The 26312-nt window shown below is 63.8% G+C and carries 25 protein-coding genes; 9 read left to right on the top strand and 16 right to left on the bottom strand.

All coding sequences use genetic code 11. The features are described 5' to 3' along the window. The 5 genes from benB to KUV72_RS14255 form a co-directional block, all read right to left on the bottom strand. Positions 1 to 489 (bottom strand): benzoate 1,2-dioxygenase small subunit, encoded by a 489-nt coding sequence (gene benB / locus KUV72_RS14275; protein WP_315857904.1) that lies wholly within the window; start codon positions 487 to 489, stop codon positions 1 to 3. Positions 490 to 512: 23 nt separating this feature from the next. Then, complete coding sequence (locus KUV72_RS14270; RefSeq protein ID WP_222238857.1) at positions 513 to 1886, bottom strand: Rieske 2Fe-2S domain-containing protein; 1374 nt, start codon at positions 1884 to 1886, stop codon at positions 513 to 515. Between the two features lie 170 nt (positions 1887 to 2056). Beyond that, positions 2057 to 3013 (bottom strand): catechol 1,2-dioxygenase, encoded by a 957-nt coding sequence (gene catA, locus KUV72_RS14265; protein ID WP_222238856.1) that lies wholly within the window; start codon positions 3011 to 3013, stop codon positions 2057 to 2059. A gap of 164 nt (positions 3014 to 3177) precedes the next feature. Further along, a complete protein-coding gene (gene catC, locus KUV72_RS14260; protein ID WP_206940560.1) occupies positions 3178 to 3468 on the bottom strand; it encodes a muconolactone Delta-isomerase in 291 nt (96 codons plus the stop codon). 35 nt (positions 3469 to 3503) lie between these two features. Next, positions 3504 to 4622, bottom strand: coding sequence for a muconate cycloisomerase family protein (locus KUV72_RS14255; protein ID WP_222238855.1), 1119 nt, complete (start codon positions 4620 to 4622; stop codon positions 3504 to 3506). Positions 4623 to 4830: 208 nt separating this feature from the next. Here KUV72_RS14255 and KUV72_RS14250 point away from each other — a divergent pair, with 208 nt between their 5' ends. Next, entirely contained in the window at positions 4831 to 5733 is a 903-nt protein-coding gene (locus KUV72_RS14250) for a LysR family transcriptional regulator (protein ID WP_222238854.1), read from the top strand. 61 nt (positions 5734 to 5794) lie between these two features. Here the strand turns inward: KUV72_RS14250 and KUV72_RS14245 are convergent, their stop codons facing one another. From KUV72_RS14245 to KUV72_RS14230, 4 genes are all read right to left on the bottom strand, one after another. Next, a complete protein-coding gene (locus tag KUV72_RS14245; RefSeq protein WP_222238853.1) occupies positions 5795 to 6157 on the bottom strand; it encodes a RidA family protein in 363 nt (120 codons plus the stop codon). A 131-nt stretch (positions 6158 to 6288) separates the two neighbouring features. Then, complete coding sequence (gene pcaG / locus KUV72_RS14240; RefSeq protein WP_222163979.1) at positions 6289 to 6924, bottom strand: protocatechuate 3,4-dioxygenase subunit alpha; 636 nt, start codon at positions 6922 to 6924, stop codon at positions 6289 to 6291. Positions 6925 to 7009: 85 nt separating this feature from the next. Further along, positions 7010 to 7735, bottom strand: a complete 726-nt coding sequence (pcaH, locus tag KUV72_RS14235) for a protocatechuate 3,4-dioxygenase subunit beta (protein ID WP_206940569.1) — start codon at positions 7733 to 7735, stop codon at positions 7010 to 7012. Positions 7736 to 7868: 133 nt separating this feature from the next. After that, positions 7869 to 8804, bottom strand: a complete 936-nt coding sequence (locus KUV72_RS14230) for a LysR substrate-binding domain-containing protein (RefSeq protein ID WP_222238852.1) — start codon at positions 8802 to 8804, stop codon at positions 7869 to 7871. Positions 8805 to 9034: 230 nt separating this feature from the next. On the opposite strand from KUV72_RS14230, the gene KUV72_RS14225 reads away from it, so the two are divergent. The 4 genes from KUV72_RS14225 (at position 9035) to KUV72_RS14210 (ending at position 13626) form a co-directional block, all read left to right on the top strand. Then, complete coding sequence (locus tag KUV72_RS14225; RefSeq protein WP_222238851.1) at positions 9035 to 9610, top strand: TRAP transporter small permease; 576 nt, start codon at positions 9035 to 9037, stop codon at positions 9608 to 9610. After that, positions 9603 to 10889: a TRAP transporter large permease gene (locus KUV72_RS14220; protein WP_222238850.1), complete on the top strand. Its 1287-nt coding sequence runs from the start codon at positions 9603 to 9605 to the stop codon at positions 10887 to 10889. Before KUV72_RS14225 ends, KUV72_RS14220 begins: the two co-directional genes overlap by 8 nt. Before the next feature lie 109 nt (positions 10890 to 10998). Further along, positions 10999 to 12024, top strand: coding sequence for a TRAP transporter substrate-binding protein (locus KUV72_RS14215; RefSeq protein ID WP_222238849.1), 1026 nt, complete (start codon positions 10999 to 11001; stop codon positions 12022 to 12024). 78 nt (positions 12025 to 12102) lie between these two features. Continuing rightward, positions 12103 to 13626: a sulfatase-like hydrolase/transferase gene (locus tag KUV72_RS14210; RefSeq protein WP_222238848.1), complete on the top strand. Its 1524-nt coding sequence runs from the start codon at positions 12103 to 12105 to the stop codon at positions 13624 to 13626. A 43-nt stretch (positions 13627 to 13669) separates the two neighbouring features. On the opposite strand, the gene pcaQ is transcribed toward KUV72_RS14210, so the two are convergent. The 7 genes from pcaQ to KUV72_RS14175 all read right to left on the bottom strand — a co-directional run bounded on the left by pcaQ (position 13670) and on the right by KUV72_RS14175 (position 21176). Continuing rightward, positions 13670 to 14593: a pca operon transcription factor PcaQ gene (gene pcaQ, locus KUV72_RS14205; RefSeq protein ID WP_222238847.1), complete on the bottom strand. Its 924-nt coding sequence runs from the start codon at positions 14591 to 14593 to the stop codon at positions 13670 to 13672. Between the two features lie 61 nt (positions 14594 to 14654). Further along, the gene (locus KUV72_RS14200; RefSeq protein ID WP_222163977.1) at positions 14655 to 15092 is read right to left on the bottom strand and encodes a hypothetical protein; all 438 of its coding nucleotides are present in this window, start codon (positions 15090 to 15092) and stop codon (positions 14655 to 14657) included. 316 nt (positions 15093 to 15408) lie between these two features. Further along, positions 15409 to 16620 (bottom strand): alpha/beta fold hydrolase, encoded by a 1212-nt coding sequence (locus KUV72_RS14195; RefSeq protein ID WP_222238846.1) that lies wholly within the window; start codon positions 16618 to 16620, stop codon positions 15409 to 15411. 20 nt (positions 16621 to 16640) lie between these two features. Then, positions 16641 to 17846, bottom strand: a complete 1206-nt coding sequence (gene pcaF, locus KUV72_RS14190) for a 3-oxoadipyl-CoA thiolase (protein WP_222238845.1) — start codon at positions 17844 to 17846, stop codon at positions 16641 to 16643. A 67-nt stretch (positions 17847 to 17913) separates the two neighbouring features. Then, positions 17914 to 18693, bottom strand: coding sequence for a CoA-transferase subunit beta (locus tag KUV72_RS14185; protein WP_206940581.1), 780 nt, complete (start codon positions 18691 to 18693; stop codon positions 17914 to 17916). Next, positions 18693 to 19511, bottom strand: coding sequence for a CoA transferase subunit A (locus KUV72_RS14180; RefSeq protein ID WP_206940583.1), 819 nt, complete (start codon positions 19509 to 19511; stop codon positions 18693 to 18695). Before KUV72_RS14180 ends, KUV72_RS14185 begins: the two co-directional genes overlap by 1 nt. 261 nt (positions 19512 to 19772) lie before the next feature. Continuing rightward, positions 19773 to 21176, bottom strand: a complete 1404-nt coding sequence (locus tag KUV72_RS14175; protein ID WP_222238844.1) for an adenylosuccinate lyase family protein — start codon at positions 21174 to 21176, stop codon at positions 19773 to 19775. A gap of 214 nt (positions 21177 to 21390) precedes the next feature. Between KUV72_RS14175 and KUV72_RS14170 the strand changes: the two genes are divergently transcribed. The 4 genes from KUV72_RS14170 (at position 21391) to KUV72_RS14155 (ending at position 26214) form a co-directional block, all read left to right on the top strand. Then, entirely contained in the window at positions 21391 to 22182 is a 792-nt protein-coding gene (locus tag KUV72_RS14170) for an IclR family transcriptional regulator C-terminal domain-containing protein (RefSeq protein WP_222163972.1), read from the top strand. A gap of 51 nt (positions 22183 to 22233) precedes the next feature. Continuing rightward, complete coding sequence (locus KUV72_RS14165) at positions 22234 to 23199, top strand: AEC family transporter (RefSeq protein ID WP_222238843.1); 966 nt, start codon at positions 22234 to 22236, stop codon at positions 23197 to 23199. A 326-nt stretch (positions 23200 to 23525) separates the two neighbouring features. Beyond that, positions 23526 to 25229: an FAD-dependent oxidoreductase gene (locus tag KUV72_RS14160; protein WP_222238842.1), complete on the top strand. Its 1704-nt coding sequence runs from the start codon at positions 23526 to 23528 to the stop codon at positions 25227 to 25229. A 115-nt stretch (positions 25230 to 25344) separates the two neighbouring features. Further along, on the top strand, positions 25345 to 26214 hold the full coding sequence (locus tag KUV72_RS14155; RefSeq protein ID WP_222238841.1) for a sugar phosphate isomerase/epimerase family protein: 870 nt from the start codon (positions 25345 to 25347) through the stop codon (positions 26212 to 26214). Positions 26215 to 26312 lie beyond the last annotated feature (98 nt).

Here is a 26312-nt window from a genome sequence, read left to right as displayed (position 1 = left end):
CTAGACGTGGTACACGTCAATCACCTGGTGGATGTAATCGTTGTTGAGCTGCACCTTCTTGCGGGTGATGAGTGGAGCGTCACCGGAGGTGTCGAGGGTGTAGTACGACACCCCGAAGTAGCTGTCGGTCTGCTTGTAACGGTGGCTCAGGGTATGCCAGTTGAAGCGCACCTCGACCACATCGCCCTCTTCCTTCAGCACCTCGATATTGGTGATCTGATGGGTGGTACGAGGCTCAGGGGTACTGGCGCCGCTGCGCTCGGTCTTGATCCGATAGACGCGATCTTCGAGCCCCTCCCGGTTGGGGTAGTAGATCAGCGAGATCTCGCTGTGGGGATCTTGGGTCAAGGTGTCGTCATCGTCCCAGCAGGGCATCCAGAACTCGGCCTTCTTGGCATACAGGGTCAGCCATTCGTCCCACTGGCGGTCGTCCAGCAGCCGCGCCTCGCGGTACACAAAGGCCTGGATATCGTGATAGCTGATGCTCATGATCATGCTCCTCTGTGTGGCGCTCAGGCGGTGGCCGTGGTGGTCGCGATGAACTGGCTGCGTTCCTTGTCGATGGCGCGCAGCATCTCCTCGACCCAGTGCTGGTGATGCAGCACGTAGAGCCCTTCATCCTCTGGCGAGGCACCACTCTTGAGCGGCTTCATGTCGATGGCGGCGGCGTCTTCATCCGGGCCATCGATCCACTGCTTGGCGCCGCGAGACAGGTCATTCCACTCGGCCAGGGCGCCGTTGTAGCCGTTCTGGCAGCCGCGGAATTCCTCCAGGTCGTCCGGCGTGCCCATACCGCTGACGTTGAAGAAGTCCTCGTACTGGCGAATGCGCACCCGGCGGTTCTCCGCCGACTCGCCCTTGGGCGCAAAGCAGTAGATGGTGACCTCGGTGCGGTCCACCGCCAGCGGCCGCAGCACCCGAATCTGGGTCGAGAACTGGTCCATCAGGTAGACGTTGGGGTACAGGCACAGGTTGCGGGTCTGGTTGACGATGTTGTCGGCGCGGGCCTCGCCCAGCTCCTGCTCGATGCGCTCCTTGTGCTCGTACACCGGGCGCACCTCAGGGTTGAGCAGCCGGGTCCACAGCATCATGTGGCCGTTCTCGTAGGAGTAGAAACCGCCCTTCGACTTGGACCAGCCGTCAGCGTCCACCGCCTTGGTGCCGCCCTCGTCATAGTTGCGGCGATCCATGGTGGAGGCGTAGTTCCAGTGCACGGTACTGACGTGGTAGCCGTCGGCCCCATTCTCGGCCTGCAGCTTCCAGTTGCCGGTGTAGGTGTAGGAGGAAGTTCCCCGCAGGATCTCGAGGCCTTCGGGAGCCTGGTCGACGATGTTGTCGATGACCTTCATGGTCTCGCCCAGGTAGTCCTCGATGGGCATGACGTCGGCGCTCAGGCTGCCGAACAGAAAGCCCTTGTAGTTCGCAAACTTCGGCAGTCGCTTGAGATCATGGGAGCCGTCCTGCTTGAACGCATCCGGGTAGGCACCGACCTTCTCGTTCTTGGCCTTGAGCAGGCGACCATCGTTCTTGAAGGTCCAGCCGTGGAACGGACAGGTAAAGGTGCCCTTGTTGCCCTGCTTGCGGCGGCAGATGGTGGCGCCGCGGTGGGCGCAGGCGTTGATCAGCGCGTGCAGCTCCCCGTCCTTGTCGCGGGTGATCACCACCGGCTGGCGCCCCATGTTCAGGGTAAAGTAGTCGCCGGGCTCGGCGACCTGACTCTCGTGGGCCATGAACAGCCAGTTGCCCTCGAAGATGTGTTTCATTTCGAGTTCGAAGAACTCGGGGTCGGTGAACATGCTGCGATGGCAGCGGAAGACGCCCTTCTCTGGGTTGTCTTCGACGGCACCGCGCACGCGGGCTTCGATCTGATCGAGTTTATTGCTCATCGTTGTTCTCCTCTCTCGTCCTCTATCTCGTCCTTTATCTCGTCCTCGCCCCGCCCGTCGCTTGTCGGCCTGTCGGGCCGGTCAGGGGCAAGGCACAGTCCGCGAACGAGACGCTCCTGTGTGAGTCAGGGGCCGGCACGGGTCCGGCGATCGGGCAGTGGGTGCGCGTCTTAGACGTCTTCGAGGGCACGCGGGCGCCTGTGGCGCGCCTGCAGGGTCTCATCACTGGTAGCGGCAAGCTCGATGTCGAACACCACCTCGGTGAAGGGTCCTTCAATGCCACGGGCACTGGCCTCGGCCTGGTCGTCGATGCGACTGGCGTCCACCACCAGTTCCTCGCGGGTGGCGAAGGCGAAGTCGTCAAAGGTGTAGGGGTCACCGGCCAGGTTGATCTGGGTGGTCAGATGCTTGTGGCCTGGCGCCGAGATAAAGAAGTGGATATGCGCCGGGCGCTGGCCGTGGCGGCCGAGCAGGTCGAGCACCTGCTGGGTCGGGCTGTCGGGGGGGCAGCCGTAACCGGAGGGAATGATGCTGCGGGCACGATAGCGGCCATCGGCGTCGGTGAAGATGCTGCGCCTCAGGTGATAGTCCGACTGGGAAGGGTCGAAGAAGCTGTAGTTGCCCTTGCTGTCGGCGTGCCAGATCTCGACCTTGGCCCCGGCGATGGGCTGGCCGCTGGTGTCACGGACCTGGCCGGTCAGCCACATCACCTCGGCCTGGGTGTCGGAACCATCGTCCATGCGCGCCTGGCCCTCGGACTCGGGTGCGCCAGCCACATACAGCGGCCCTTCGATGGTGCGAGGGGTGCCGCCCTGAAGGCCACGGGCCGCGTCCTCGGCGTCCATGCGCATATCCAGGTAATGGTCGAAGCCAAGACCCGGCGCCAGCAGGCCGAACTGGGTGCCGGCACCCAGTGCGTTGAGCACGCTGATACCCGCCCAGAACTCCTCCGGGGTGACGTCATAGTCGTCGATCAGTTTGTACAGGTCCGACAGCAGGCGATGCAGAATCTCCTTGGCGCGCTCGTCGCCGCCGTTCTTGTCGAAGCCGGCAACGGTGTTAAGGAAGTCCTGGACCTCCGGGGTGTCAAAGATACGGACTGGCGTGGTGGTGGTTAGCTTGTTCATCTCACACTCCTCACGGGATGGCGCTGTTATCGTTGTTATTGACGTCTTCGTTGACATTGGCGCGGGGTGAGCTGGCCGGGACGGCATCTGCCGTAGGCTCGTCAGGGGACCGGCCGGGCTCGGGGATGACCAGGAAGGGAGCGTTACGCCCTTCCCGACGTGATTCAGCGATCGTCCTCGCGTACCGAGGACGGGTGGCGGCACAGCGGTTTGACGCGGATCTCCATGTAGGGAAACAGCGGCAGATTCGCGACCAGCTCCTGCAGTTCGGCGTTGTCCTCCACATCGAAGATGCTGACGTTGGAGTAGCTGCCCGCCACTCGCCACAGGTGGCGCCACTTGCCGGCGCGCTGCAGTTCCTGGGAATAGGCCTTCTCGGTGGCCTTGATCTCGGCGGCCCGGCTGGGGTCCATGTCCGGCGGCAGCTTGACGGTCATTTCGACGTGAAATAGCACGGCGTGTCTCCTGGTGATCGTGGGGTAAGGCGCCCTTACCGGCGGGCGTACTCGCGCAGCTTGTCTTCGTCCAGCTCAAGGCCAAGGCCGGGGCAATCCGGCAAGGCAACGCCAAAGTCGGTGTAGTGCAGCGGTCGGGTGACGATGTCGTCGGTCAGCAGCAAGGGGCCGAACATCTCGGTGCCCCAGGCCATCTCGGGCAGGGTGGCCCAGGCATGCAGCGAGGCGGCGGTGCCGATGGTGCCTTCGAGCATGGTGCCGCCGTAAAGCCCGATGCCGCCCGCTTCGGCCAGGTGGGCCAGACGCAGCGCCCCCCGGGGCCCGGCGCTCTTGGCAATCTTCAGGGCAAAGGCACCGCTGAAGCCGGAGTCGATCAGCGCCAGGCCACAGCGCAGGTCCTGAACGCCTTCATCGGCCAGCATGGTCACCTCGAAACGGCTGGACAGGCGCGCCAGTCCGGCCCGTTCATGGGCGGGAATGGGTTGCTCGATCAGCTCGACGCCGGCGGCCTCGAGCTCGGCAATCGCCCGCACCGCGGTGGCTTCATCCCAGGCCTGGTTGACGTCGACCCTGACACTGGCGCGATCCCCCAGCGCGGCCTTGATCGCGGCCACGTGCTTGACGTCACGCGCCACCGGGTTGGCGCCGATCTTGAGCTTGAAGTCGCGATGGCGACGCTGCTCCAGGCGCCGCTCGGCCTCCTCGATGTCCTTATCGGTGTCACCGCTGGCCAGCGTCCACAGCACCGGCAGGTGGTCATGGCGAGGGCCGCCCAGCAGCGATGCCAGCGACACCCCGAGGCGCTTGCCCTTGGCGTCCAGCAACGCGGTCTCCAGCGCCGACTTGGCGATGACGTTGCCCTTGGCCAGCTTGTCCAGACGCGCCATGGCCAGATTGATGTTGTCTGCAGGCAGGCCCTCGAGTGCCGGTGCCAGATAGGTATCGATGTTGACCTTCATGCTCTCGGGGCTTTCCGGGCCATAGGCCAGACCACCGATGGTGGTGGCTTCACCCAGCCCCTCGATACCGTCGGAGCATCGCAGTCGCACAATCACCAGGGTCTGGGTGGCCATGGTGGCCATCGACAGCTTGTGCGGCCGGATGGTCGGAAGATCGACCAGCAACGTCTCGATGGATGCAATGGTGATGCTCATAGGAACTCCGGCACGTGACAGAACGGGAACAGGTGAACAAGCCATACCTGAGTAAGATTTTTCTTACTTAGAGGCGACTTCTCTCACACGCCATCTCTTATGGCCCATGATGCGAAACCCCCTGTTTACGGCGTCTTCACGAATTCTGGTTGTCTACGGACCGCGGAACCAATATGGTCTGGGTAATCAGGCATACCCTGGAGGTATCATGGAGCTTCGACACCTACGCTATTTCTGCGCTGCAGCAGAAGAGCTGAACATCACCCGGGCCGCCGCTCGACTGCATATGGCGCAGCCCCCATTGACGCGCCAGATCAATCAGTTGGAAGAAGAGCTGGGGGCCCAGCTGTTCATCCGTGGACCCCGAGGCCTGGCCCTGACGCCCACCGGCAAGTTCTTCCATGAGCATGCCCTGCAGATGCTTGAGAAGCTGGACACCACCGTGGCCGCCGTGCGCCGCATGTCCCGCAGCCACAAGGAGTTATTCGGTATCGGCTTCGTGCCATCGCTGTTCTATGGACAGCTGCCGCTGCTGGTGAGGGAGTTGCGACAAAAGGACGAGGTAGAGCTGACCCTGGCCGAACTGACCACGGTGGAGCAGGTGCAGGCGCTGAAGGCAGGCAGGATCGACATCGGCTTTGGGCGTCTGCGTCTCGACGACCCGGATGTGGAACAGGAGGTCCTGTTCGAGGAGCCGATGATGGCGGCGGTGCCGGAAGGACACCCGCTGGTGGGCACCACCCCGACCATGGCCGAGCTGGCGAGTTATCCGCTGGTGCTGTACCCGGCAAGCCCACGCCCCAGCCTTGCCGATATCGTGCTGGGGCTGTTTCGCCGGCGCGGCCTCAAGGTCACGGTGGCCCAGGAGGCCAACGAGATGCAGACGGCGCTGGGCCTGGTGGTATCGGACTTCGGTATCACCCTGGTACCGGAACAGGTCAAGCGACAGAACCGCGACGGTATCCGCTACCTCTACCTGGCCGAAAAGCACATCACTTCACCGATCGTGTGCAGCCGCCGACGTGGCGAAGCGCCCAGCGAGACGATGCAGGCGGCCAACGCCATCCTCGAGGTACTGGTGGAGAATCGCAGAACGGGGAAGTATCCGTGAAAAACGTCGCGGGGCGGCAGGGCCAAGGCCCTGCCTGTGGCGGGTGGCTAACGCTTAGGTGTTACCGAAAATCATCCCCCGCCGCTGCCACGAAGGCCATTTCGACCAGCAGCTCGGGGTTGGCCAGCTCGGCCTTGACGCAGGCACGACTAGGGGCGGTGCCGGGCTCGAACCAGCGCTCCCAGGCGACATTCAGCGCATCGAAGTTGGCGAAGTCGGTCAGGTAGATGGTCACCGAGATGATCCGAGTCTTGTCACTGGCCACCTTGGCCAGCGACTCCTCGGCCTGCGCGAAGATCTGCTCGACCTGGCCGGTGATATCGGCGCTGGTGTCCGCTTCGGCGACTTCGACGAAGTGGGCCATGCCGTTGAAAACGGTGATGTCGGACCAGCGGGGAGTGGGGTTGATGCGATGGATATCCATGGAGAAGCCTCGATGCCTGGGAGGAAAGGATCGCTAGCATAGGCCATGGAAGCGTCGCTGCAAACGCGGGCAAATAGCGACACGAACGTCGCGGTTCAGGCCGCGACGTTCGTGTGGTCAAGCGGACACGATCAGAAGTCGAAGAACACCGTTTCCCCCTCCCCCTGCAGCACGATATCCAGGCGATAGCGCGGCAGTCCGCCTTCACTGTCTTCACGACGAGCGATCAGGGTCTGACGACGGTTGGGTGACTCAATCGCGCCCAGCACTGGGCAGTCGGCATTGGCCTCGCTTTCGTCGTCAAAGTACAGGCGGGTCTGCAGATGGATATTCACGCCCCGGGCAAAGATCGCCAGGTTGATGTGAGGGGCCATGGTGCGGCCGTCGGGACGGGCGATGGCACCGGGCTTGACGGTCACAAAACGCCATTCGCTGTCACCTTCGGCGGTGGTCGCGGTGCGCCCGAAACTGTTGAACGGCGCCTTGAGGTCAAAGGCGGGTTGATAGTGGCCGCTGCTGTCGGCCTGCCAGGCCTCCAGCAGGGCATCGCGGACCAGGTCGCCGTTGCCGTCGATGACCCGTCCTACCACTTCGATGCGCTCGCCGCTGGCACTGTCCTTGGCCAGTTCGTTCCAGATTTCTTCGTCGCGCTCGGGCAGGCCGGCGACGGCCAGTGCCAGACCGATATGCACGTAGGGGCCCGCTGTCTGGGACGCCGTCTCGCGCAGCATCAGGTTCGCGGTGGGGGTGAAATTGGGCTGTTGCATGGAATCTCCTTGCCGTCGGACGCCATAGCCACACGTCCGCAGGGCATATCACTGTTGGTTGCCGGAAGCATTGCTGCCGAGCGTGTCACTGATTCTCGAAATAGGTCTGCAGCTCGCCGCGTACGACCAGGTCAAAGCGATAGGCCAGCGCGTCCATCGGACGCGAGCGCGCCATGTCGAGACGTCCGATCATGGTGCCGACGGCTTCCTTGTCGTTGAGTGTCTGCACGATCGGACAGATCGGAATCAGTGGATCGCCCTCGAAGTACATCTGGGTGATCAAGCGAGTGGAGATGGCAGGCCCCATGACGCTGACGTGGATATGCGCCGGACGCCAGGTGTTGATGCCGTTGGGCCAGGGGTAAGGGCCTGGCTTGATGGTGCGGAAGTGATACCAGCCGTCCTCATCGGTCAGGCAGCGCCCCACCCCGCCGAAGTTGGGGTCCAGCGGGGCCAGGTAGCTATCTTTCTTGTGGCGGTAACGGCCGCCCGCGTTGGCCTGCCACATTTCCACCAGGGTGTGGGGCACGGGCTTGCCGAACTGGTCGATGACCCGCCCGAACATGATGACCCGCTCTCCCACCGGCAGGCCGGGGGCGGTGCCATCGCGGAAGTTGAGCAACAGGTCGTTGTCATGGGGTCCCATGCGCAGCTTTTGAAAGTCCGGGCCGGTCAATTCCGATACGCTGGGAGTCTGCAGGCTGACCAAGGCCTGGGAAGGAGAGCGCGGCACCGTGGTCTTGTAACCGGGAGCATAGGCAGGCGGATGCGATTGGCGATCGCGCTCGACAAAACGACGACGAAGAGTCATAGGGCCAGATCCTGACGTAAGGGATGATTATTGGTTGTTCAGACACGTCTCGCCGGCAAGGCGATGACGCCAGTGTGACCAGGCCCTCGCGGACTGCCAATTGAGACCTTGACGAGCGTCCATAACCCAGAGGTTATGGTGGGTCGTCCGCCCCCTTCCGGCGGCTGACTTCGGCACGCAACAACTCAAGGAACGTCAGCCCAAGGCTCGAAAAGGCAAGATCCGTTCGCGAGGTGATACCCACCGGCACCCGTAGCAGGCGACTATACAGCGGCAGGCGAACCAGCGTGCCTTGAGCGAGGTCGTACGCGACCGTGCCCCGGGGTACCAGCCAGACAGCGTCGGCATCACGGGTGTAGACGCGCCCGAACAGATCGCTCAGTGCCTCGGTCAGGTCGAGTCCGCCGCCCACACCCGAGGCCAGGAAGAAGTCATCGACCAGGCCGCGCACGGTGGTCCCCTGTGGAGGGACCAGGATGGAATAGCGCGACAGGGCCAGGGCCGTCACTACACTGTCCTGCACGAGTGGGTGGCTGGCATGCACGACCGCGACGATTTCTTCCTCGTATAGAGGCTCGAACGACAGGCCAACGTTGTCGCGCTTGATCATCCCGCCGACGATGAAGTCCTGCTCACCGCCGCGCAGGCGCTCCGCGAGAAACTCATAGGGGCCTGTCATGACACTCACCGCGGCATCCCGCCGGCGCGCCTTGAGCGCGACCACCGCCGCCGGCACGATGGAACCCGCTACCGTCGGCAAGGCGCCGATACGCAGGGCCTGGCGCTCTTCTCCGGGCTCCCGGGCGGCACGAATCGCGCGCGAAAAGCTCGCCAGGCTATCGCCTGCGTGCTGGTGAAAGGCCTCACCCGCTGGCGTCAGTCTTACCCCCTTGCGCCCCCGTTCGAGCAGGCTGACGCCAAGCTCCTCTTCCATTTCGCGCAGCGACTTGGACACCGCCGATTGCGTGATGTGTAGTGCCTCGGCGGCACGCAACAAGGAGCCCTGACGCACGATTTCCATCAGTACCCGCAGATGTCGCAGGGTGACGTTACGTCCGCTGGTGGCCATGGCGCCTCCTGATGATGGACACGTCGAGATGCCGCAAGGGCACTCGGTGAGCCGTGGCGTGGAGAAATGCCACGACCAAGGTCTATAACTTAACCATATAGTTCACCAAAGCGGGAAGAAGTGTCGCTTTTCGTGGCCATTTGGTTCTCCTAGGCTCTCAGCATGTCCCTGCGCCCCAGCGTCTCGCTTGCTGACCTGTGGCGACAACAAGAACCCGACGAGGACAGCCCATGGCCGACCACCCACACCCGCCGGCACCTGGCGCGGACACGACAGAGCCCGCTGACCATCACGCGCGTCCAGCCGACACCACACCCCGTCGCGCTCCCGAGTACATCATCGGCAGTCTGGCCTTGGTGGCCTTTATCGCGCTGGCCGCTCTCCAGGTGGTGACGCGCTACGTCTTCAACAGTCCGCTGGACTGGAGCGAAGAGCTGGCCGCACATCTGCTGGTGTGGCTGGTGTTCATCGGGGCCATCGGCGTGCAGCGCGAAGACTCGCACCTGCGCGTCGAAATGCTCGATGAATGGCTGTCGCCACGCCTCACTAACTTGTTGCGCCTGGGCTTCGATGTGCTGGCCCTGCTCACCCTGCTGGCCCTGACCTGGGGCGGCTACCTGCTCTACCAGAGCCTGGTGTTCGACAAGCTACCGGCCCTGCGCTGGCGCTTGCGTGATGTCATGGTCATCGTCCCCATCGCCAGTCTATTGATGGCGGTGTTCACCCTTGGCCATATCCGCCGCCGACTGCATCTGCTGGCCCGACACGGGCAGCCTGAGCCTTCAGAGGGCAGCCACCATGACTGATCTCATCCTTTACCTGCTGCTGCTCAAGATGGTGCTGCTGCTCGCCGGATTCCCCATCGCGTTCTCGGCGATTCTGGTCTCCGTGGCCTACATTCTGATCGAGGGACTGCCGCTGTCGCTGGTGGCACAGAAGGTATCGTTCTCGCTGGCCAGCTTCACGCTGCTGGCGATTCCGCTATTCATGTTCGCCGGCAAGATCACCACGGCCTCGGGGATCTCCGATCGCATCTTCGACTTTGCCGTGCGTCTGGTTGGCCGTATTCCCGGCGGCCTGGGCCACGTCAATGTGGGCTCAAGCCTGATCTTCTCCGGCATGTCGGGCTCGGCCCTGGCCGATGTGGCGGGCCTGGGCGAGATCGAATACAAGGCGATGACCCGCAAGGGCTACGACCCGGACTTTTCTGCGGGGATCACCCTGGCCTCATCGGCACTTGGCCCGATTCTGCCCCCGAGCCTGCCCATGGTGCTGTTCGGCGCGGCCTCAGGTGTCTCCATCACCGGTCTGTTTCTCGGCGGCATCCTGCCTGCCTTTCTGATTGCCCTGGCGTTGATGATCTACGTGTTCCTGATCGGTTGGCGCAACGGCTACGTTGACCATAGCTGGGATGGCTGGCTCAGGCTTGCCAGCGCCTTCATCGGTGCCCTGCCGGCGCTGGCGACGCCAGTGATCATCGTGGGCGGCATGACTCTGGGGGTCTTCAGTGCCACCGAGGCAGCCGCTGCCGCGGTCATCTACGTCCTGTTGATCACCACCCTGGTCTATCGCGACCTCACCTGGCGGACGCTCTACAACGTGCTCTACGACACCGTCATCGAGTCGTCGCGGCTGCTCTTCCTGATCGCCACCGCCCTGCTGCTGGGCTGGGTGCTGACCGATGCGGAGCTGCCTCAGGCCATCGCTGGCATCGCCAGTGGCCACATCGACAGCGCGGGTGGCTTCATGTTCGCCGCCATGCTGACCTTCCTGATTCTGGGGGCGGTCATCGAAAATGCCATTCTGATGCTGATCCTGGCGCCCATGCTGACGCCCATCGCCGCCCAGCAGTTCGGCATCGATCCGATTCACTTCGGCGTGTGCTCGGTGTTCGCCATCATGCTGGGGCAATTCACTCCGCCCATCGGGCTATCGCTGTTCGTGATGCGGGGCATCACTCGCTTCAGCCTGGCCAGGGTGTCCCTGGCGGTGGCGCCCTTCCTTATCCCGCTGATTCTGAGCCTCGCCATCATGGCCGCAGTGCCTTCGCTGGTGCTGGCCATCCCCAGGGCCCTGGGCATGTGAGCCGTCGCGCGGCACCGCCAGCGCGACGCCATCAGCAACACGCCATTGCCAGAGCGTCATCATCGAGTCGCCATCACCCAGACAACAACGACACCGGGAGCACTTCACCATGACACCTTCGCCTCGTCGCCATCCCTGGTCACACCGCCTGGCCGCCACTGTCGGTGCCAGCTGTCTCATCGCCAGCCTGTCGGCCGGCGCCAGCAGCGAGCTTCGCCTGGCCCTGGTCAACATGCCCGATGAACCCGTGACCCAGGCAATGCACCGGTTTGCCGAGCTCACCGAACAGTATTCAGAGGGAAACGTCACCATCCAGGTCAGCGATGGCGGCCACCTCGGCAATGATCGTGAGCTGTTCAACCAGCTCTACAGCGGTGCCATCGACCTGGGCAAACCATCGTTTCCGATCCTTGCCGATGTGGTGCCCGAATACTCGGTGACCATGGCGGGCTACTTCTTTGACGACTGGGAAAGACTCGAGGCCCTGCTCAACGCCCCCGAGTTCGGCCAGCAGTGGCGACAACGGCTGCTGGAGGACGCCGGCCTGCGCATTCTGGCCTACTACTACTTCGGCACACGCGAAGTAACCATGGCCGACCAGATACCCCGTACTCCGGAGGAGTTTCAGGGTGTGAAACTGCGTGCCGTAACCAACCCGATGTCGCTGTCGGTGATCCGTGGACTGGGTGCCAGTCCCACGCCCATCCCGTTTCCGGAGCTTTTTCAGGCGCTCAATCAGGGGGTCGCCGACGGCCAGGAAAACCCGCTGCCCACCATCTATGCCAATCGCCTCTACGAGGTGCAGGACAGCGTCATCCTGACCCACCACCAGCTGGTCGGGCAGGCCCTGGTGATCAATGACGACAGCTTCCAGGCCTTGTCGCCAGCAGATCAGCAGGCCATGGAGCAAGCCGCCCAGGAGGCCATGGCGTACGCCACGCAACTGGCACAGGAGCAGGAAGCCCAGATCGTCGAAGCCCTACGTGAAGAGGGGCTGACCGTCGTCGAGCTGAGCGACGCTGAACGAGACGCCTTTGCCGCCAGCGTGCGTACCCAGGTGCTCGAGGATTTCGACGGCCGCGACTGGCCCGAAGGCTTTGCCCAGAGCGTTCTCGACTTTGCCGACCAACCTTGACGACCTACCTCGACACCGGGCGGGCCTGAAGCCGTCAGCGGCCAAGGGCCCACTCCGGTCTCCGCAAAGGAAACGTGCATGCGCGTCATCTATGTCCTGTTTGACTCTCTCAATCGCTCCGCCCTCGGCTGCTACGGGGGCGCCATCGCCACCCCCAACTTTGACCGTCTGGCAGCACGATCCACGCGGTTTGATCGCCACTACATCGGCAGCATGCCGTGCATGCCTGCTCGACGCGACATGCACACCGGCCGGCTGAATTTCCTGCATCGCAGCTGGGGCCCGCTGGAGATCTTCGACGACTCCTTTGCGGTCAGCATGGGCCAGGCTGGGGTCTATAGCCACCTGGTCACCGATCACAATCACTACTTCGAAGATGGTGGCTCGACCTACCACAATCGCTATTCGAGCTTCGACTTCATTCGCGGGCAGGAAAGCGACCCCTGGGTCGCCATGGTCAAGCCACCGCTGGAGCGCTTCCGCGAGCAGTACCACCCCGAACAGTTTGGCGGTGAGCGCATCCGTCATCGCGTCCAGGGCATGCTCAATGAGACCGCCCTGCGCTCCCGCGAGGATTATCCGGTGGTCAAGTGCGTCGACTCGGCGCTCTCCTTTCTGGCCACCAACGGCGCTGAAGACCACTGGTTTCTTCACCTGGAATGCTTTGACCCCCATGAGCCGTTCAGCGCGCCAGCCAGCTATCGCGAGCACTTTCCCACGCGCTATCAGGGGCCGATCTATACCTGGCCGCAGTACCGCACGACCGAGCAGGCCACCACGGAAGAAATCGAGGAAATACGCGCCAACTATGGCGCTCTGGTGAGCTTTTGCGACGATGAGCTGGGTCGCCTACTGGATGTTCTGGACGCCCAGGAGATGTGGCAGGACACCGCCGTGGTGCTGACGACCGACCACGGATTCATGCTCGGCGAGCATGGCTGGTGGGGCAAGAACCGGATGCCCTTCTTCAATGAGATCGCCAACATTCCCTTGCTGATCCACGATCCTCGTCATCCCGACAGCTGGGGCACACATTGCACCTCGCTGACCCAGACCACTGACCTGTCGGCCACGCTACTGGACCTGTTCGAACTACCTGCGCCGGCCCATGGCTGTGGTCAATCACTGCTGCCACTGATCGACGGTAGCGCCGACCAGGTGCGCGAGCTGGCCCTGTACGGCATCTTTGGCGGAGCGCTTAACGCCACCGATGGCCACTACAGCTACTTCCTGTATCCGCGGGACATGGAACGCTGGCCTCTTTACGAATACACCTTGATGCCGATGCACACCGCCAGCCTGTTCACTCCGTCAGAGGTGGCCGACGCCGAGCTGTATCGAGGCTTCGACTTCACCAAGGGCGCCCCCGTGCTGCGGATGACGGCCAAGGATGATGCCAAGCGCCCACCGCTGCAGGGCGGAGGCTTTGCCCAGACCTATACCTGCCTGTACGACCTGGCCAGCGACCCCGGTCAGACCACACCCTTTCGTGACCCGACCATCGAGTCACACCTGCGCCAGCTGATGATCGCGGAGATGCATCGACATGAGGCCCCCCAGGAGCTCTATCAGCGCTTCGGGCTGGCGCCATCAGGCCAGTGATCGCGGTGCAGTCACCGCCCTCAGGACCTAGCAAACATATCGTTCAGTGCTGGCGCTCGGCGGCGGCCTGGCGCAGTGACTCGGCGAAATCATCCAGCGCCAGGCTGGTGTCCACTGACGCGTTGGTACAGAGCCCCACCGATCCCCCCTGATGCTCGAAGGCCAGCGACAGTTCCACCAGACGGCCTGCCTGCAGGTCGTCATCCACGGCATCGAAGGGCGCCACCCAGATGGCGTCGTTCTCCAGGGTGTAACGGCGGCTGAGCGTCAGCGACAGGGTCTCGAGACAGGGCAACGACAGGCTGATGGCGTGACGCACACAGAAGCTGTCGACCTGCTGTCGCAGGGTCGTCTGCTGGGGCGGCAGTACCCAGCGGCACTCCCCGAGGGGGGCGGTATCCTCAAGCGCGTGTCCGGCCAACCCATGGCCGGGACGCACCACCAACCGCAAGGACTCGTAGTAGAGATGCTCAAAGGCCAGATCACGGATCTCGCGGGCTTCTGTCATCCGTCCGACCACCATGTCCAGCTCGCCAAGTGACAATCGAGACAGCAGATAGGCGCTGGCGCCCGTGACCACCGTGACGCTGGTAGTGGGGCCGTGAGGCGATGTCTGGAAACGGCCGAGAGCCGCGGGCATCAGCCGTGACTCCACCGTGGATAGCGCGCCGATCCTCAACCAGGCATGGCCACCATGGGCATCCGCCAGGGCACCCACACCCTCCTCGAGGGCCTTCAGCGCAGGGCCGGCGTGCCTTAACAGGGTGAGCCCGGCCTGGGTCAGGGTGACGCCCTGGGCGCCACGCTCGAACAGCGTGGCACCGACGATGTCCTCGAGTTCACGAATGGCCTTGGAAATGCCCGGCTGGGTGATCGCCAGGGAGTCGGCAGCCCGCGCAAAGCTGCGGCGCCGAGAGACCTCAAGAAAGGCGTTGAGATGACGCAGTTTGATACGGTGATTGAGCATAAAACGTCAGGACTTTGGGCATCAGGGCGCTGGCCATCTCAACGACGAGGGATGACAGGACTCACTGGCAAGCGGCGAGCACGCGTTCGATGGGCTCGCCAGACCCCATCAGCGAAAAGCGCGCTGGAAGCGTGTCCTGGGGAGTGATCACGGCGACGTTGCCTGACTGCAGAGTGCGCGTCAGGCGAGCCGGCGAAGGCGCGAACCAGACGCCATCCTTGGGCGAATGACGGGACTCCAGACGATAGCCGATGCCATCCACCAGCACATCCAGAGGCTTGCGCCGGTCTGCACCCATGCCGGAGGCGTAACCCGCTACCGACACCATGGGCACCCCATTGAAGCACACCAGCGCCAACGAATGACCGTCGCCATCTTCTACCTTGGCCGCTGGCGCATCGCCAAACATCTGGTGGGCCTGGGTGAAACGCCAATCGGCCGCCGCCGAGTGGGCCATCAGCCCACCGAGCAACGCTGCCACACACGTCATGAACCGCATCTAGGAGTTACCTCTTGCCGCCAAATAAGGGCATGCACCGGGCCGCGCCCTCCTGCCCAGCATCCGTCCCCGTTCCAGTCTAGCAACGGCCCGAAACGTTAGGCCACTATCACGGGCACTCGGCCATGTAGTGAACGACGGAATAGAGGGAAGCAGACAGCAAGGACTCGGCACTCCCTACAGGAACATTCAGCGCTGCCATTGTGTGACAGCTATGTATCACTCTTCCCCTGCGGCGACAACCGTGCCCCAGATGCGGATTATCCCTGTCATACCCTCTCTGCCATACCCTCCCTGCCATACCCTCCCTGCGTACCTAGTCCTCACGTTCGGAGGCGCCCCAGCCCAGTTCCTTGGCCAGGGCAAAGGCGTGATTGGCCGCCGGTACGCCAGCGTAGATGGCGACATGCATCAGTACCTGACGCAACTCCGCCTCACTCAGCCCGATGCGCTTGGCGGTGTTCAAGTGCAGGGTCAGCTCCTCGCGCCCCAGGGCGGCGAGAATGCCGGTGGTGATCATGCTGCGCTCGCGCCTCGTCAGGTCATCATTGGACCACAGCTCGCCCCAGGCCAGCCGGGTGATCATCTCCTGAAACGGCGCGTCCAGCGACGTGGCCTTGGCGGTGGAGCGCGCCACATGCGCCTCCCCCAGCACCTGCTTGCGTGTCTCTATCCCGACCGAATAGGCAACACCGTGCTCGGCCACATCGCCCAGCTCCGGCGCCAGCGCATCGAGCAGCCAGTCGCACAAGCGCTGGGGTGCCTCCACCGAGGGCACATGGCCGACGCCATCGAATAACGTCAGCTCAGCACCGGGGATGTGTTCGGCCAAGGCCTCCAGCGAGGCGGGAGGCGTCGCCAGATCCTCACTGCCCGCCAGCAGGTTGACCCTTAGCGCTGGATGGCGATGGCCAGCGTCACCGAGGCGGCCCCGGAAATCCGCCTGCCCCAGCATCTCGCACAGCTGGGCGTAGGACTCATCGTCGCCACGGCCCATGGCCAGCTGCCAGCCTGGCGCCAGCGCCGGGTTGGCCTCAAACGCCCTGGCGGCGAACCAGCGCGGTACGATCTCGCCGGACATGGCGGCGAGACCCTCAGCGCGCACGCGCCCAGCGCGGGTCGACCACAGTTCGAGATTGCCGATCTGCGCCCCGGTATTGGTCAGGCTGGCCGAGGCCAGTCGCTCGGGATGATGCGCGATCAACGCCTGGCCAATGACACCACCGATGGAGGTGCCGACGAAATGCAGGCGCGTGGTGTCAGCAATTCCCACCGCGGCCAGCAGCGCCAGCAGCTCATCCGCCAGGTCCTGCGGGGTGATCGCGCCGCCGGGCTCCAATGGGCCGCTGGCCCCGTGACCCGGCAGGTCCCAGGTCAGCACCCGATAGCGAGAGATCAGGCGCGGCAGCAACTCATCCCAGACCGACTGATTCATGCCCAGCGGATGGGCCAGCACCAGTAACGGCAGCGCCTCACTGCCCAGCAGGCGATAGCTCAGGGTGCGGTGGTGGATCTTGGCAAAGCTCATGACGGTCTCCGTTGGCGGGATCAAACGCGCTCGATCAAGGTGGCGATCCCCTGCCCCACACCGACACACATGGTGCACAGGGCATAGCGCTTTTGCTGCTGATGCAGTTCGTGGGCGGCGGTCATCAATAGCCGCGCACCGGACATCCCCAGGGGGTGTCCCAGGGCGATGGCGCCGCCATTGGGATTGACCCGGGGGTCATCGTCGGCAATGCCCAGGTCCCGCATGCAGGCCAGCGCCTGAGCGGCGAAGGCTTCGTTGAGCTCGATCACGTCGATCTCATCGATACTTACCCCGGTGCGCGCCAGCAGGCGGCGTACCGCGGGCACCGGGCCGTAGCCCATGATACGCGGCTCGACCCCGCCGGTGGCCATCCCTAGGATGCGCGCCATGGGCGTCAGGCCGTGGCGCTCCACCGCGGCCTGACTGGCCACCAGCATGGCACAGGCGCCATCGTTGACCCCGGACGCATTGCCGGCGGTGACGCTGCCATCCTGCTTGAAGGGTGTCGGCAAGCTCGCCAGCTTGTCCAGGGTGGTGCCGGAGCGCGGATGCTCATCGCTGTCGAAGACCAGCGGCGGCTGCTTGCGCCGGGGAATCTCGATAGGCGTGATTTCCAGGGCAAAACGCCCTTGCTGCTGAGCCCGTGCGGTCTTCTCCTGGGAGCGCACGGCGAAGGCATCCTGGTCGGCCCGCGAGATAGCGAACTGCTCGGCCACGTTCTCGGCAGTTTCCGGCATCGAGTGGGTCTCGTAGACCTTCTTCATCAGTGGATTGATGAAGCGCCAGCCGATGGTGGTGTCCTCGATCGTCTGTCCGCGGGAGAACGCCCCTTCCGCCTTGCCCATGACGTAAGGCGCCCGCGACATGGACTCGACGCCACCGGCCAGGGCCAGGTCCATCTCGCCGGCCTTGATCGCACGCATGGCGGTCCCCACCGCATCCATGCCGGAACCACACAGCCGGTTCATGGTAGTGCCCGGTACCGAGGTAGGCAGCCCCGCCAGCAGCGACGACATGCGCGCCACGTTGCGATTGTCCTCACCGGCCTGATTGGCGCAGCCCATGAAGACTTCTTCGATGGCCGCAGGGTCAAGATCGGGCGCCTGAGCCAGCACTGCCTTGAAGATATCGGCCGCCAGATCATCGGGGCGCACGCTGGACAGGGTGCCGCCGAAGCGGCCAATGGCACTGCGGCGAGGATGGCAGAGATAGACGTCGCTCATGGCGGACTCCTTGCTGTCCCCACGCATCGGCGCGGGGCGTGTCGTAAACAGGGGAAAACCGGGGCCCTTACTGGCCGCTATGGGCGCGCTCGGTGCGGGCCTTCAGTTCGCGCAGCACCGCCAGTTCGTGGTCGCTGGGCTCGGGCGTCGCGGCAAGCTCGGGGGCAAAGCGGATATCCCAGCCCGTCGCTTCCTGCACCTGCTCGCGGCTCACCCCAGGGTGCAGCGAGACGACGGTAAGCTCGCGATCCACGGGATCGGGCTTCATCACGCACAGGTCGGTAATCACCCGAGTCGGCCCCTTGCCGATGTTGGGCACGCCATCGCGTCCCTTGCCGTCACGGCCGAAGCCCAGGGTGGTGATGAAGTCCACATCGCGCACGAAGGCGCGTGGCGAATGCTTCAAGGTGATGAACACCTCACCGGCGTTGGTGGCGATTTCCGGCGCCCCGCCACCGCCCGGCAGGCGTACCTTGGGCGCGGTGTAGTCACCGATCAGCGTGGTATTGAGGTTGGCGTAGCGATCGATCTGCGCCGTCCCCAGAAAGCCGACGCTGACCTTGCCGCCCTGCAGCCAGTAGCGAAACATCTCGGGCACGGACACGGTGGTCAGCGCCGACTCACACAGCTCACCATCGCCAATCGACAGCGGCAGCACATCGGGCTTGGTCTGCAGGGTGCCGGATTCGTAGATCAGCACTACCTCGGGAGCGTGGGTCAGGCGCGCCAGATTGGCGGCTTCGGAGGGCAGACCAATGCCGACAAAGCAGGTCATGCCGTTCTCCAGCGCGCGGGCGGCGGTGACCGTCATCATCTCGGCGGAGGTGTAGTCGGTAGCGGTGTTCATCAGGCGTGCCCCCCTGTCTGGATGATGTTGTCGTCGATCCACCGGGTAAAGGCATCCCGGTCCCGTGCAATGGCGTCCCACTCCTTGTAGAAGCGGTTGTCCCGGGGGTAGTAACCGTGGGCGTAGGACGGCAGCGAGCCCTTTTCCGCCACGGCGATGGCGTCGATGGCCCAGCCAGGGATCACGCAGGCATTGGGGTGCGCCCCCAGGTCGTCGACGATCTCCTCGACGGTGACGATGGCGTGCTTGGCCGCCAGTACCGCTTCCTTCTGCACGCCGATGATGCCCTCGACCAGCACATTGCCGGCCCGATCCGCCTTCTGGGCATGCACGATGGACACATCCGGGCGTACCGACGGAACGGCGGCCAGGCGCTCACCGGTAAAGGGACACTCGATAAACTTGATCTGCTCGTTGACGTTGGGCAGCTCGCTGCCCACATAGCCTCGCAACACCGCCAGCGGCAGTCCTGCGGCCCCTGCTTCGAAGGCGCAGGCCATGGCCGCATGGCTATGCTCGAGAATCTCGATCTGATGGGGCCAGCCCTTTTCCACCGCATCGCGCAGTCGGTGCAGCGACCCCACGCCGGGGTTGCCCCCCCAGGAAAAGATCACCTTCTTGACGCAACCCGCACCGATCAGCTGATCGTAGACCAGGTCCGGAGTCATGCGGATCAAGGTGAGATCACGCTTGCGCTGGCGAATGACTTCATGCCCGGCGGCAAACGGGATCAGATGGGTAAAGCCTTCCATGGCAACGGTGGCGCCATCCTCGACGTAGCGCTTCACCGCATCACTCAGGCTCAAGATCTCGGCCATGTGGATTGCCTCATGTGTGTTCTGGAGGGGTGTGCTGAATGCTGTGCTCTTGATGTTGAGCTCTTGATGCTGAGCTCTTGATGAATAGCCCAGGACGCTGTTGCCTGGACCACGCATCCTTTTTGTTCGCTATGTGAACGTAGGTTTGTTATACGAACAAACCTACTGTCGAATCCCTCGATCGTCAAATGCAAAAAAGGCGAGCGCAGATCGACTCTGCGCTCGCCTTTACTGGGGGTTGTCTTTTGCTTCAGAGGGTTATCAGCGCTGCAGCCACTCAAGCGCGGCACGGACCTGGTGTTTGCTGCTACCAATGTATAAGGCAGGATCGGTGGCTGCTCGTATCGCTTCGGCACTGGGCAGTGTGCTGTCATGAGGGCTGGCATGGCTGCTGGCAGCGGTGCTGGCGCCAGCGTCGCTGTTTACCGCGTCACCACCTTCCTGCACCAGCGACACCAGCACGTCAGCGTAACGGCGCCCCTGCTGCCTGGCCTGTTCGGCGGCGTCTGCCGCCAGCGCCTTGGCGCGCTCAGGCCCCAGGGACGGGGTCAGCAGACGCGCCACCGGCTCGGCCATGATTGCGCCCCCGGTCACCGCCAGGTTGGCCGCCATGCGCTCGGGGTGGACCTCCAGGCCTTCGAGCAGCACCGCCGCCTGCTCCAGGGCGCCCTCCACCAGCAGCACCGATTCCGTCAGGGGCACCCACTCGGCATGCCACTCTCCCAGTCCACGCTCCAGCGGCTGCGCCACGGCGCCCAGCACCACGCTGGTGTGTCCATGCAGCCGACGAGCCGCCGAGCGTATCAGCGCACAGCGCACCGGGTTACGCTTGTGCGGCATCGACGAAGACTCACCCATGCCGGGGGCGCTGGGTTCACTGACTTCACCAACCTCGGTCTGGGTCAGCAGGGAGACGTCGAGCGCCAGGTTCTCCACCGCCCCGGCCACGGCGTCCAGGGCCGTCTGCAGGGCATGGATCGGCTGGCGATTGGTGTGCCAGGGCAATATCGGGCAGCTCAGCCCCAGCTCCTCGGCTATCGCCTGCATCAGGGCCATGCCTTCATCGCCCCATCCCGAGTGCACGCCTACCGCACCGCCAAACTGTACCGGCAGCCCTTGATCCGCCACCTCACCCAGCCGTCGCCTGGCTTGTTCGAGCCCCACCGTCCACTGGGCTACCTTGGCGCCAAAGGTGATCGGCAAGGCTTGCTGCATCAGCGTACGACCGACCATGGGCGTATCGGCATGTGCCTGCATCAACGCCATGCCTGCGGTCCGGCATCGCTCAAGCAGTCCATCGATGGCCCCCAGACGAGGTGTCAGCAGATACATCAAGGCCGAGTCCACCACATCCTGACTGGTGGCCCCCTGGTGCCAGTAACGCTTGAGATGAACCGGCAGCGCGCCACGGCCTGCCTTGACGAAGGGAATGGCCGGATTACCGCCACTGGCAACACCACGGGCCAGTTCGGCCACATCGAACGCGTGATGCTCCAGCCGCTCGGCCATGTCTGCGGCGGTACCGGGCGGCACTGCCCCGATACGCTCCTGTGCGCGCACCAGGGCCAGCTCGAAGGCCAGCATTGAGGCGATAAAGTCCGCATCACGACAGTTCTTGAGCGCCTCTTGGCTCATGCAGGGGTGGCTTAGCAGGGCGGAAGTCATGGCGTTTCCTCTTGCGGTGCTAGGCGGGTGAACGGGGATATCTGAATCATGCCGCCTCGCCAATAGTCGTACAAGTGTTCGCAAGTCGAACATATATGCTAGGTTAACCACATGGACGGGAGGTCCGACACTCGCTAAGCGGTGTGTCGACACGCCCTCAGACCATTGCCGCACTGGTATCATCCACGCTTTATCTTTCCGAAAGGACACCTCGATGGATACGGCACCGACGGACGCCGCCCTGAGCCCGGACGATCGCGACTTTGTCACCGCTCTCGCCAGCGGCCTCGATGTCATTCTGGCCTTTGATGAGGCCCACCCACGCATGACGCTGAGCGAGGTGGCTGCACGTACCAGCATGAACCGCGCCCGTGCCCGACGCTTCCTGCTGACGTTGCATGCACTCGGCTATGTGCGCAAGGACCAGCGCCATTTTGAACTGGCCCCCAGGGTGCTGCAGCTTGGCTATGCCTTCCTGTCCGCCAACAATTATCGTCACCTGATTCAACAGGTGCTCGAGGACATCACCGCCGAGAGCGGTGAATCCTCATCGCTTGGCGTACTGGACGGCGACGAGGTCACCTATGTCGCCCGCTCGGCCTCGCGCCAGCGACTGATGGCGATTACGCTGGCCGTGGGCACTCGGCTGCCGGCCGCCTACACCTCGATGGGGCGGATGCTGCTGGCCCAACTCGATGACCAGGCGCTGGACGCCTTTGTCGAGCGCGTCACCCTGGAACCCTTCACCGACACGACCATCACCGACCGCAGCGCGTTGAAGGCAGCCATCCTAAGCGCCCGCGAGCTGGGCTATGCGATCGTGGACCAGGAGCTCGATTCCGGCCTGCGCTCCCTGGCAGTGCCCGCCTACGATGCCCACGGTGAGCTGATCGGCGCCATCAACATCAGCACCAATGCCGCTCGGGTCGACCATGACACGCTGCTTGAGCGCTACCTTCCGCTACTGCAGGAGAAGGCACGCCAGATCCGCGCCAACGTCAGCTGATCTCGCCACCTGTTCGACCACGCTTGAGCTGACGCCGGCAGGGAGGCCTGAATGCTCGCCATACTCTCCATTACCACGCCGATCTTTCTGCTGATTGGCGTGGGCTTCTTGGCCAGGCGCTGGAACCTGGTATCGCCGGTCCAGCTGTCCGGCGTCGCCAACTTTGTGCTGTACGCCGCGCTGCCGGCGCTGATTGTCGGCGCGCTCACACGCAATTCCCTGGGAGAGGTCATCAGCCTGCCGCTGCTGCTTGCCTACGCACTGGGCTCGGTAGCCACCTTTGTGGCGTGCCTGTGGCTGCCGCGCAATCGCCGCCGCAAGACCTCCACGGAGCGTGCCATCCAGGCGCTGGGCATGTCGGCCTCCAACAGTGGCTTTATCGCTTACCCCATCGCGGCTCTGGCGCTGGGCCAGGCGGCGGCGGGTGTCATCCTGGTGCATACCATGATGGTCGAGGTGCTGCTGGTCATCCCCGGCGCGCTGGTACTGGCGGAAATCGGCCAGCAGGCGGATGCCAAGGCGGGCGCTGCCTTGCGTCAGACCTGTCAGCGCCTTACCCGCAATCCGATCCTGATCTCGCTGACGGCAGGCCTTGCCATCGCGGCCAGCGGGTTTCGCCTGCCCGACACCCTCACACGGACCATCGAGCTGCTGGCAGGGGCCGCCGGGCCCGCCGCGCTGTTCGTCATCGGCGGCACCCTGTATGGCTTGAAGATTCGCGGCATGCTCAAGGACATGGGGCAGATCATGGCAGGCAAGCTGTTGCTGCACCCGCTGCTGGTGCTGGGCCTGCTGCTGGCCCTGGAGACGGTGACGGGACCGCTGCCACCCCACCTGTTTGCCGGCGCCATGATCTTCGCCGCCTGCCCGATGATCAGCATCTATCCCTTGATCGCCCAGCGCTTTGGCATGGAAGGGGTCGGGGCGGCCGCCCTGATGGCCAGTACCGTGGCCAGTTTCGTTACCCTGAGCCTGGTGATCTGGGGACTGGGGCACAGCGGAATGATGACCTTCTAGGGTCATTTCGGGAGCCGCCACCTTATCCGGCTCACGGCTGCTGTGCTGTCCCGCCTTTCTGCCGCTCTTGCCTGCTGTCCTTGCCTGCTCTCGTCGTATGCGCTGACTAGTGCCACCTATCGAGCGGGCAACCGACCCATTGAAAAAACTTGAACGACGTTCTATTTTATTTGTGGAACGCTGTTCAGGTTTTCACGCTTTCTCTCTACGTCACTTATCTAAGCCACTTATCTAAGCCACTTACCTGCGTCACTTACCTTCACCACTGGCTTCGCTACTGACGACGCCAGTATTCACGCCCGAATCTCTTCCCTACAGGTCCTCTTATGCCCAACGCCTCCCTTACACGACAGGTGGATCTTGTTGTCATCGGCTCTGGTGCCGCCGGACTCAGCGCGGCCGTCACCGCAGCCCACGAGGGCCTGTCTGTGGTGGTGCTGGAAAAATCCGCCGTCATGGGTGGAGCCAGCGCCTGGTCAGGGGGCTGGATGTGGGTGCCCCGCCATCATCTGGCCCAGGCGGCGGGCATCAACGAATCCCGTGAGACGGTAAGACGCTATCTGGAGCATGAACTGGGTGACCACTTCGACGGAGCCCGCATCGACGCCTTTCTCGACGCAGCCCCCGAGATGGCCAGGTTCTTTCACGAGCAGACCGCGCTGACCTTCGAAGCGGGTAACACGATTCCCGACATTCACGCTGCGTCACCTGGTGCGGGCACCGGCGGTCGCTCGCTCATCGCCGCCCCTTTTGACGCCAGACAGCTGGCGCCGGCCACCCTGGCGAAGCTGCGCACCACCATGCGCGAAACCGCCCTTGCCGGTATGCCCATTCAGGCCGGCTCAGACCTGTCCGCGTTCTTGTCAGCCACCTGCTCGTTGACGGCATTTGTTCACGTGGCCAAACGCCTGGTGCGCCACGGCATGGATCTCGCTCGCCATGGCCGGGCCATGCAACTGGTCAACGGCGTCGCCCTGATCGCACGCCTGGTCAAGTCCGCCGACGATCTGGGCGTGGAGTGCTGGACGTCTTCAGCGGCTCGCCGCCTGCTGCGACACAATGACAGAGTGGCCGCTGTCGAGATCGATACACCGGATGGCCTGGTGACGCTCCAGGCTCGCCGCGGCATTGTGTTGGCGGCAGGCGGATTTGCCTGGCACACCGAGCGGCGCAAGGCGCTGTTTCCGCGCACTCCCAGCGGCAGGGAACACTGGCCGCTGCCTCCGACAAGTGCCAGCGGTGATGGCCTGTCGCTGGGTGAATCCATGGGCGGGCAGGTGGACACCAGCCTGCACAGCCCTGTGGCCTGGGCTCCGGTATCACTGGTGCCCTGGCCGGATGGCAGTACCGGCCACTTCCCTCATATCATCGATCGCGGCAAGCCAGGCGTCATCGGCGTCCTGGCCAATGGCCAGCGTTTCGTCAATGAGGCGGGGGGCTACTACGACTACGTCGATGCCATGCTCAAGTCGGTGCCGGAAGGTGAAGAGGTATGCTCGTGGCTGATCTGCGATCATCGCTTTCAACGACGCTACGGGCTGGGTATCAGCCGCCCCTTCCCGCTACCGATGCGCCACTGGATCTCCAGGGGCTATCTCGCCTGCGGCGACACCCCGCAGGCCCTGGCCCAGGCCTGCGGGATCGACAGCGATGGCCTGGTCGACACCTTGGCCCGCTACAACGCGGCCGCACGACGGGGTGAGGATCCAGGCTTCCAGCGCGGCACCACGCCCTACAATCGCAAGCAGGGCGATCCTGCGGTCACCCCCAACCCCTGCGTTGCCCCTATCGAGCGAGGTCCCTACTACGCGGTCAAGGTGCTCCCCGGCTGCTTCGGCACCTTCGCAGGGCTCAAGGCCGACCCGCATGCTCGCGTCCTTGATCGCGACAACCAGCCCATCCCGGGGCTGTACGTGGCGGGCACCGATATGGCCAGCATCATGGGAGGCTTCTACCCGGCCGGAGGCATCAACCTTGGTCCGGCCATGACCTTTGGCTATATCGCCGGTCGTCACGCCGCGCGTCAGTGACTCTGATGCTGACCGGTTGTCGCCACGCCTTCCTTCGCCCCGTCTATGGTCGCTTCCTTGTCGTCAGCCCCTCGCTTTCCTTCCCGTCTTGCCAGTCCACATGTTGAGGCCCCACATGCACAAAGAGATCTCTTCACCGAACCATCGCCGCCCGCTGTCGCTGGCGGCGTTGACCGTACTCGACCTGTCGCCTCCCGAGATGGTGGAAACAGCGGCTCGTGCGGGCTTTGACCGAGCAGGACTGCGCTTGATTCCGGCCACGCCGGAAGAGCTCAGCCACCCCATTCTCACGGACCCAGGGCTGCTGCGAGCCACCAAGCAGCGGCTCAAGGAGACCGGTATTCAGGTTGGCGATGTCGAGATCCTGCGGCTGACGCCGACAACGCGAGTGAAACAGGACGTCGAGCGCTTTATCGAGGTGGCAGCAGAACTCGGTGCCAGCGATATTCTCGTGGCCGGCAATGACGATACACCGGATCGACTGATCGACAACTTTGCCGAGCTGTGTGAGCTGGCCGCTCCGGCAGGAATGTTCCCGCACCTGGAGTTCATGCCATGGACGGCGGTCAGGAACCTGACAGAAGCCCGTCATATCGTGGCCCAGGTCCGCCGACAGCATGCCAATGCCTGCCTGTTGGTGGATGCCTTTCACTTCGACCGATCCCGCAGCACGCTTGAGCAGCTGGCCACGGTCCCACCTGACTGGATGCGCTATGCCCAGCTCTGTGATGTGCCAGGGCCAGTCCATGAGTGCATGCAGGACATCCTTCGCCAGGCAAGGGAGGAGCGCGCCTTTCCCGGCGAGGGCCAGGCCAATCTGTCGGGGCTGTTACGCCAGCTGGCAGATGACCTTCCGCTTAGCATCGAAGTGCCAACGCCAGCCCTGCAGCGCCAAGGAGTACCAGCACTCGAGCGCGCCCGCAGGGCCCATGACACGGCGATGGCGGTCCTGGCACGGTCACAGGGACAGTCAGAGGAAACATGATGTGAGCTGGACGACGCAGGCGGTCGCTTAGCCTGCTATATTTCATCCACCATCAGGGAAGCGCTGAAGGCATCAGCCGAGCGGCATGAGGAGCAAGG

Source organism: Halomonas sp. DP4Y7-1, assembly GCF_019800705.1.
Taxonomy (GTDB): domain Bacteria; phylum Pseudomonadota; class Gammaproteobacteria; order Pseudomonadales; family Halomonadaceae; genus Halomonas; species Halomonas litopenaei_A.
The sequence above is the reverse complement of the archived record's forward strand: the minus strand, read 5'-3'. Positions and strand labels throughout refer to the sequence as shown.

Bases quoted from the DNA above. Each gene is read 5' to 3' on its own strand.
- KUV72_RS14220 (WP_222238850.1), top strand. From the start codon at position 9,603: ATGACTGATCTCATCCTTTACCTGCTGCTGCTCAAGATGGTGCTGCTG.
- KUV72_RS14245 (WP_222238853.1), bottom strand. From the start codon at position 6,157: ATGGATATCCATCGCATCAACCCCACTCCCCGCTGGTCCGACATCACC.
- KUV72_RS14230 (WP_222238852.1), bottom strand. From the start codon at position 8,804: ATGGCCACCAGCGGACGTAACGTCACCCTGCGACATCTGCGGGTACTG.
- pcaH (WP_206940569.1), bottom strand. From the start codon at position 7,735: ATGACTCTTCGTCGTCGTTTTGTCGAGCGCGATCGCCAATCGCATCCG.
- pcaQ (WP_222238847.1), bottom strand. From the start codon at position 14,593: ATGCTCAATCACCGTATCAAACTGCGTCATCTCAACGCCTTTCTTGAG.
- KUV72_RS14160 (WP_222238842.1), top strand. From the start codon at position 23,526: ATGCCCAACGCCTCCCTTACACGACAGGTGGATCTTGTTGTCATCGGC.
- KUV72_RS14270 (WP_222238857.1), bottom strand. From the start codon at position 1,886: ATGAGCAATAAACTCGATCAGATCGAAGCCCGCGTGCGCGGTGCCGTC.
- KUV72_RS14215 (WP_222238849.1), top strand. From the start codon at position 10,999: ATGACACCTTCGCCTCGTCGCCATCCCTGGTCACACCGCCTGGCCGCC.
- KUV72_RS14180 (WP_206940583.1), bottom strand. From the start codon at position 19,511: ATGGCCGAGATCTTGAGCCTGAGTGATGCGGTGAAGCGCTACGTCGAG.
- pcaG (WP_222163979.1), bottom strand. From the start codon at position 6,924: ATGCAACAGCCCAATTTCACCCCCACCGCGAACCTGATGCTGCGCGAG.
- KUV72_RS14175 (WP_222238844.1), bottom strand. From the start codon at position 21,176: ATGACTTCCGCCCTGCTAAGCCACCCCTGCATGAGCCAAGAGGCGCTC.
- KUV72_RS14155 (WP_222238841.1), top strand. From the start codon at position 25,345: ATGCACAAAGAGATCTCTTCACCGAACCATCGCCGCCCGCTGTCGCTG.
- KUV72_RS14170 (WP_222163972.1), top strand. From the start codon at position 21,391: ATGGATACGGCACCGACGGACGCCGCCCTGAGCCCGGACGATCGCGAC.
- KUV72_RS14250 (WP_222238854.1), top strand. From the start codon at position 4,831: ATGGAGCTTCGACACCTACGCTATTTCTGCGCTGCAGCAGAAGAGCTG.
- KUV72_RS14225 (WP_222238851.1), top strand. From the start codon at position 9,035: ATGGCCGACCACCCACACCCGCCGGCACCTGGCGCGGACACGACAGAG.
- KUV72_RS14185 (WP_206940581.1), bottom strand. From the start codon at position 18,693: ATGAACACCGCTACCGACTACACCTCCGCCGAGATGATGACGGTCACC.
- KUV72_RS14200 (WP_222163977.1), bottom strand. From the start codon at position 15,092: ATGCGGTTCATGACGTGTGTGGCAGCGTTGCTCGGTGGGCTGATGGCC.
- benB (WP_315857904.1), bottom strand. From the start codon at position 489: ATGAGCATCAGCTATCACGATATCCAGGCCTTTGTGTACCGCGAGGCG.
- KUV72_RS14165 (WP_222238843.1), top strand. From the start codon at position 22,234: ATGCTCGCCATACTCTCCATTACCACGCCGATCTTTCTGCTGATTGGC.
- KUV72_RS14255 (WP_222238855.1), bottom strand. From the start codon at position 4,622: ATGAGCATCACCATTGCATCCATCGAGACGTTGCTGGTCGATCTTCCG.
- KUV72_RS14195 (WP_222238846.1), bottom strand. From the start codon at position 16,620: ATGAGCTTTGCCAAGATCCACCACCGCACCCTGAGCTATCGCCTGCTG.
- pcaF (WP_222238845.1), bottom strand. From the start codon at position 17,846: ATGAGCGACGTCTATCTCTGCCATCCTCGCCGCAGTGCCATTGGCCGC.
- KUV72_RS14210 (WP_222238848.1), top strand. From the start codon at position 12,103: ATGCGCGTCATCTATGTCCTGTTTGACTCTCTCAATCGCTCCGCCCTC.
- catA (WP_222238856.1), bottom strand. From the start codon at position 3,013: ATGAACAAGCTAACCACCACCACGCCAGTCCGTATCTTTGACACCCCG.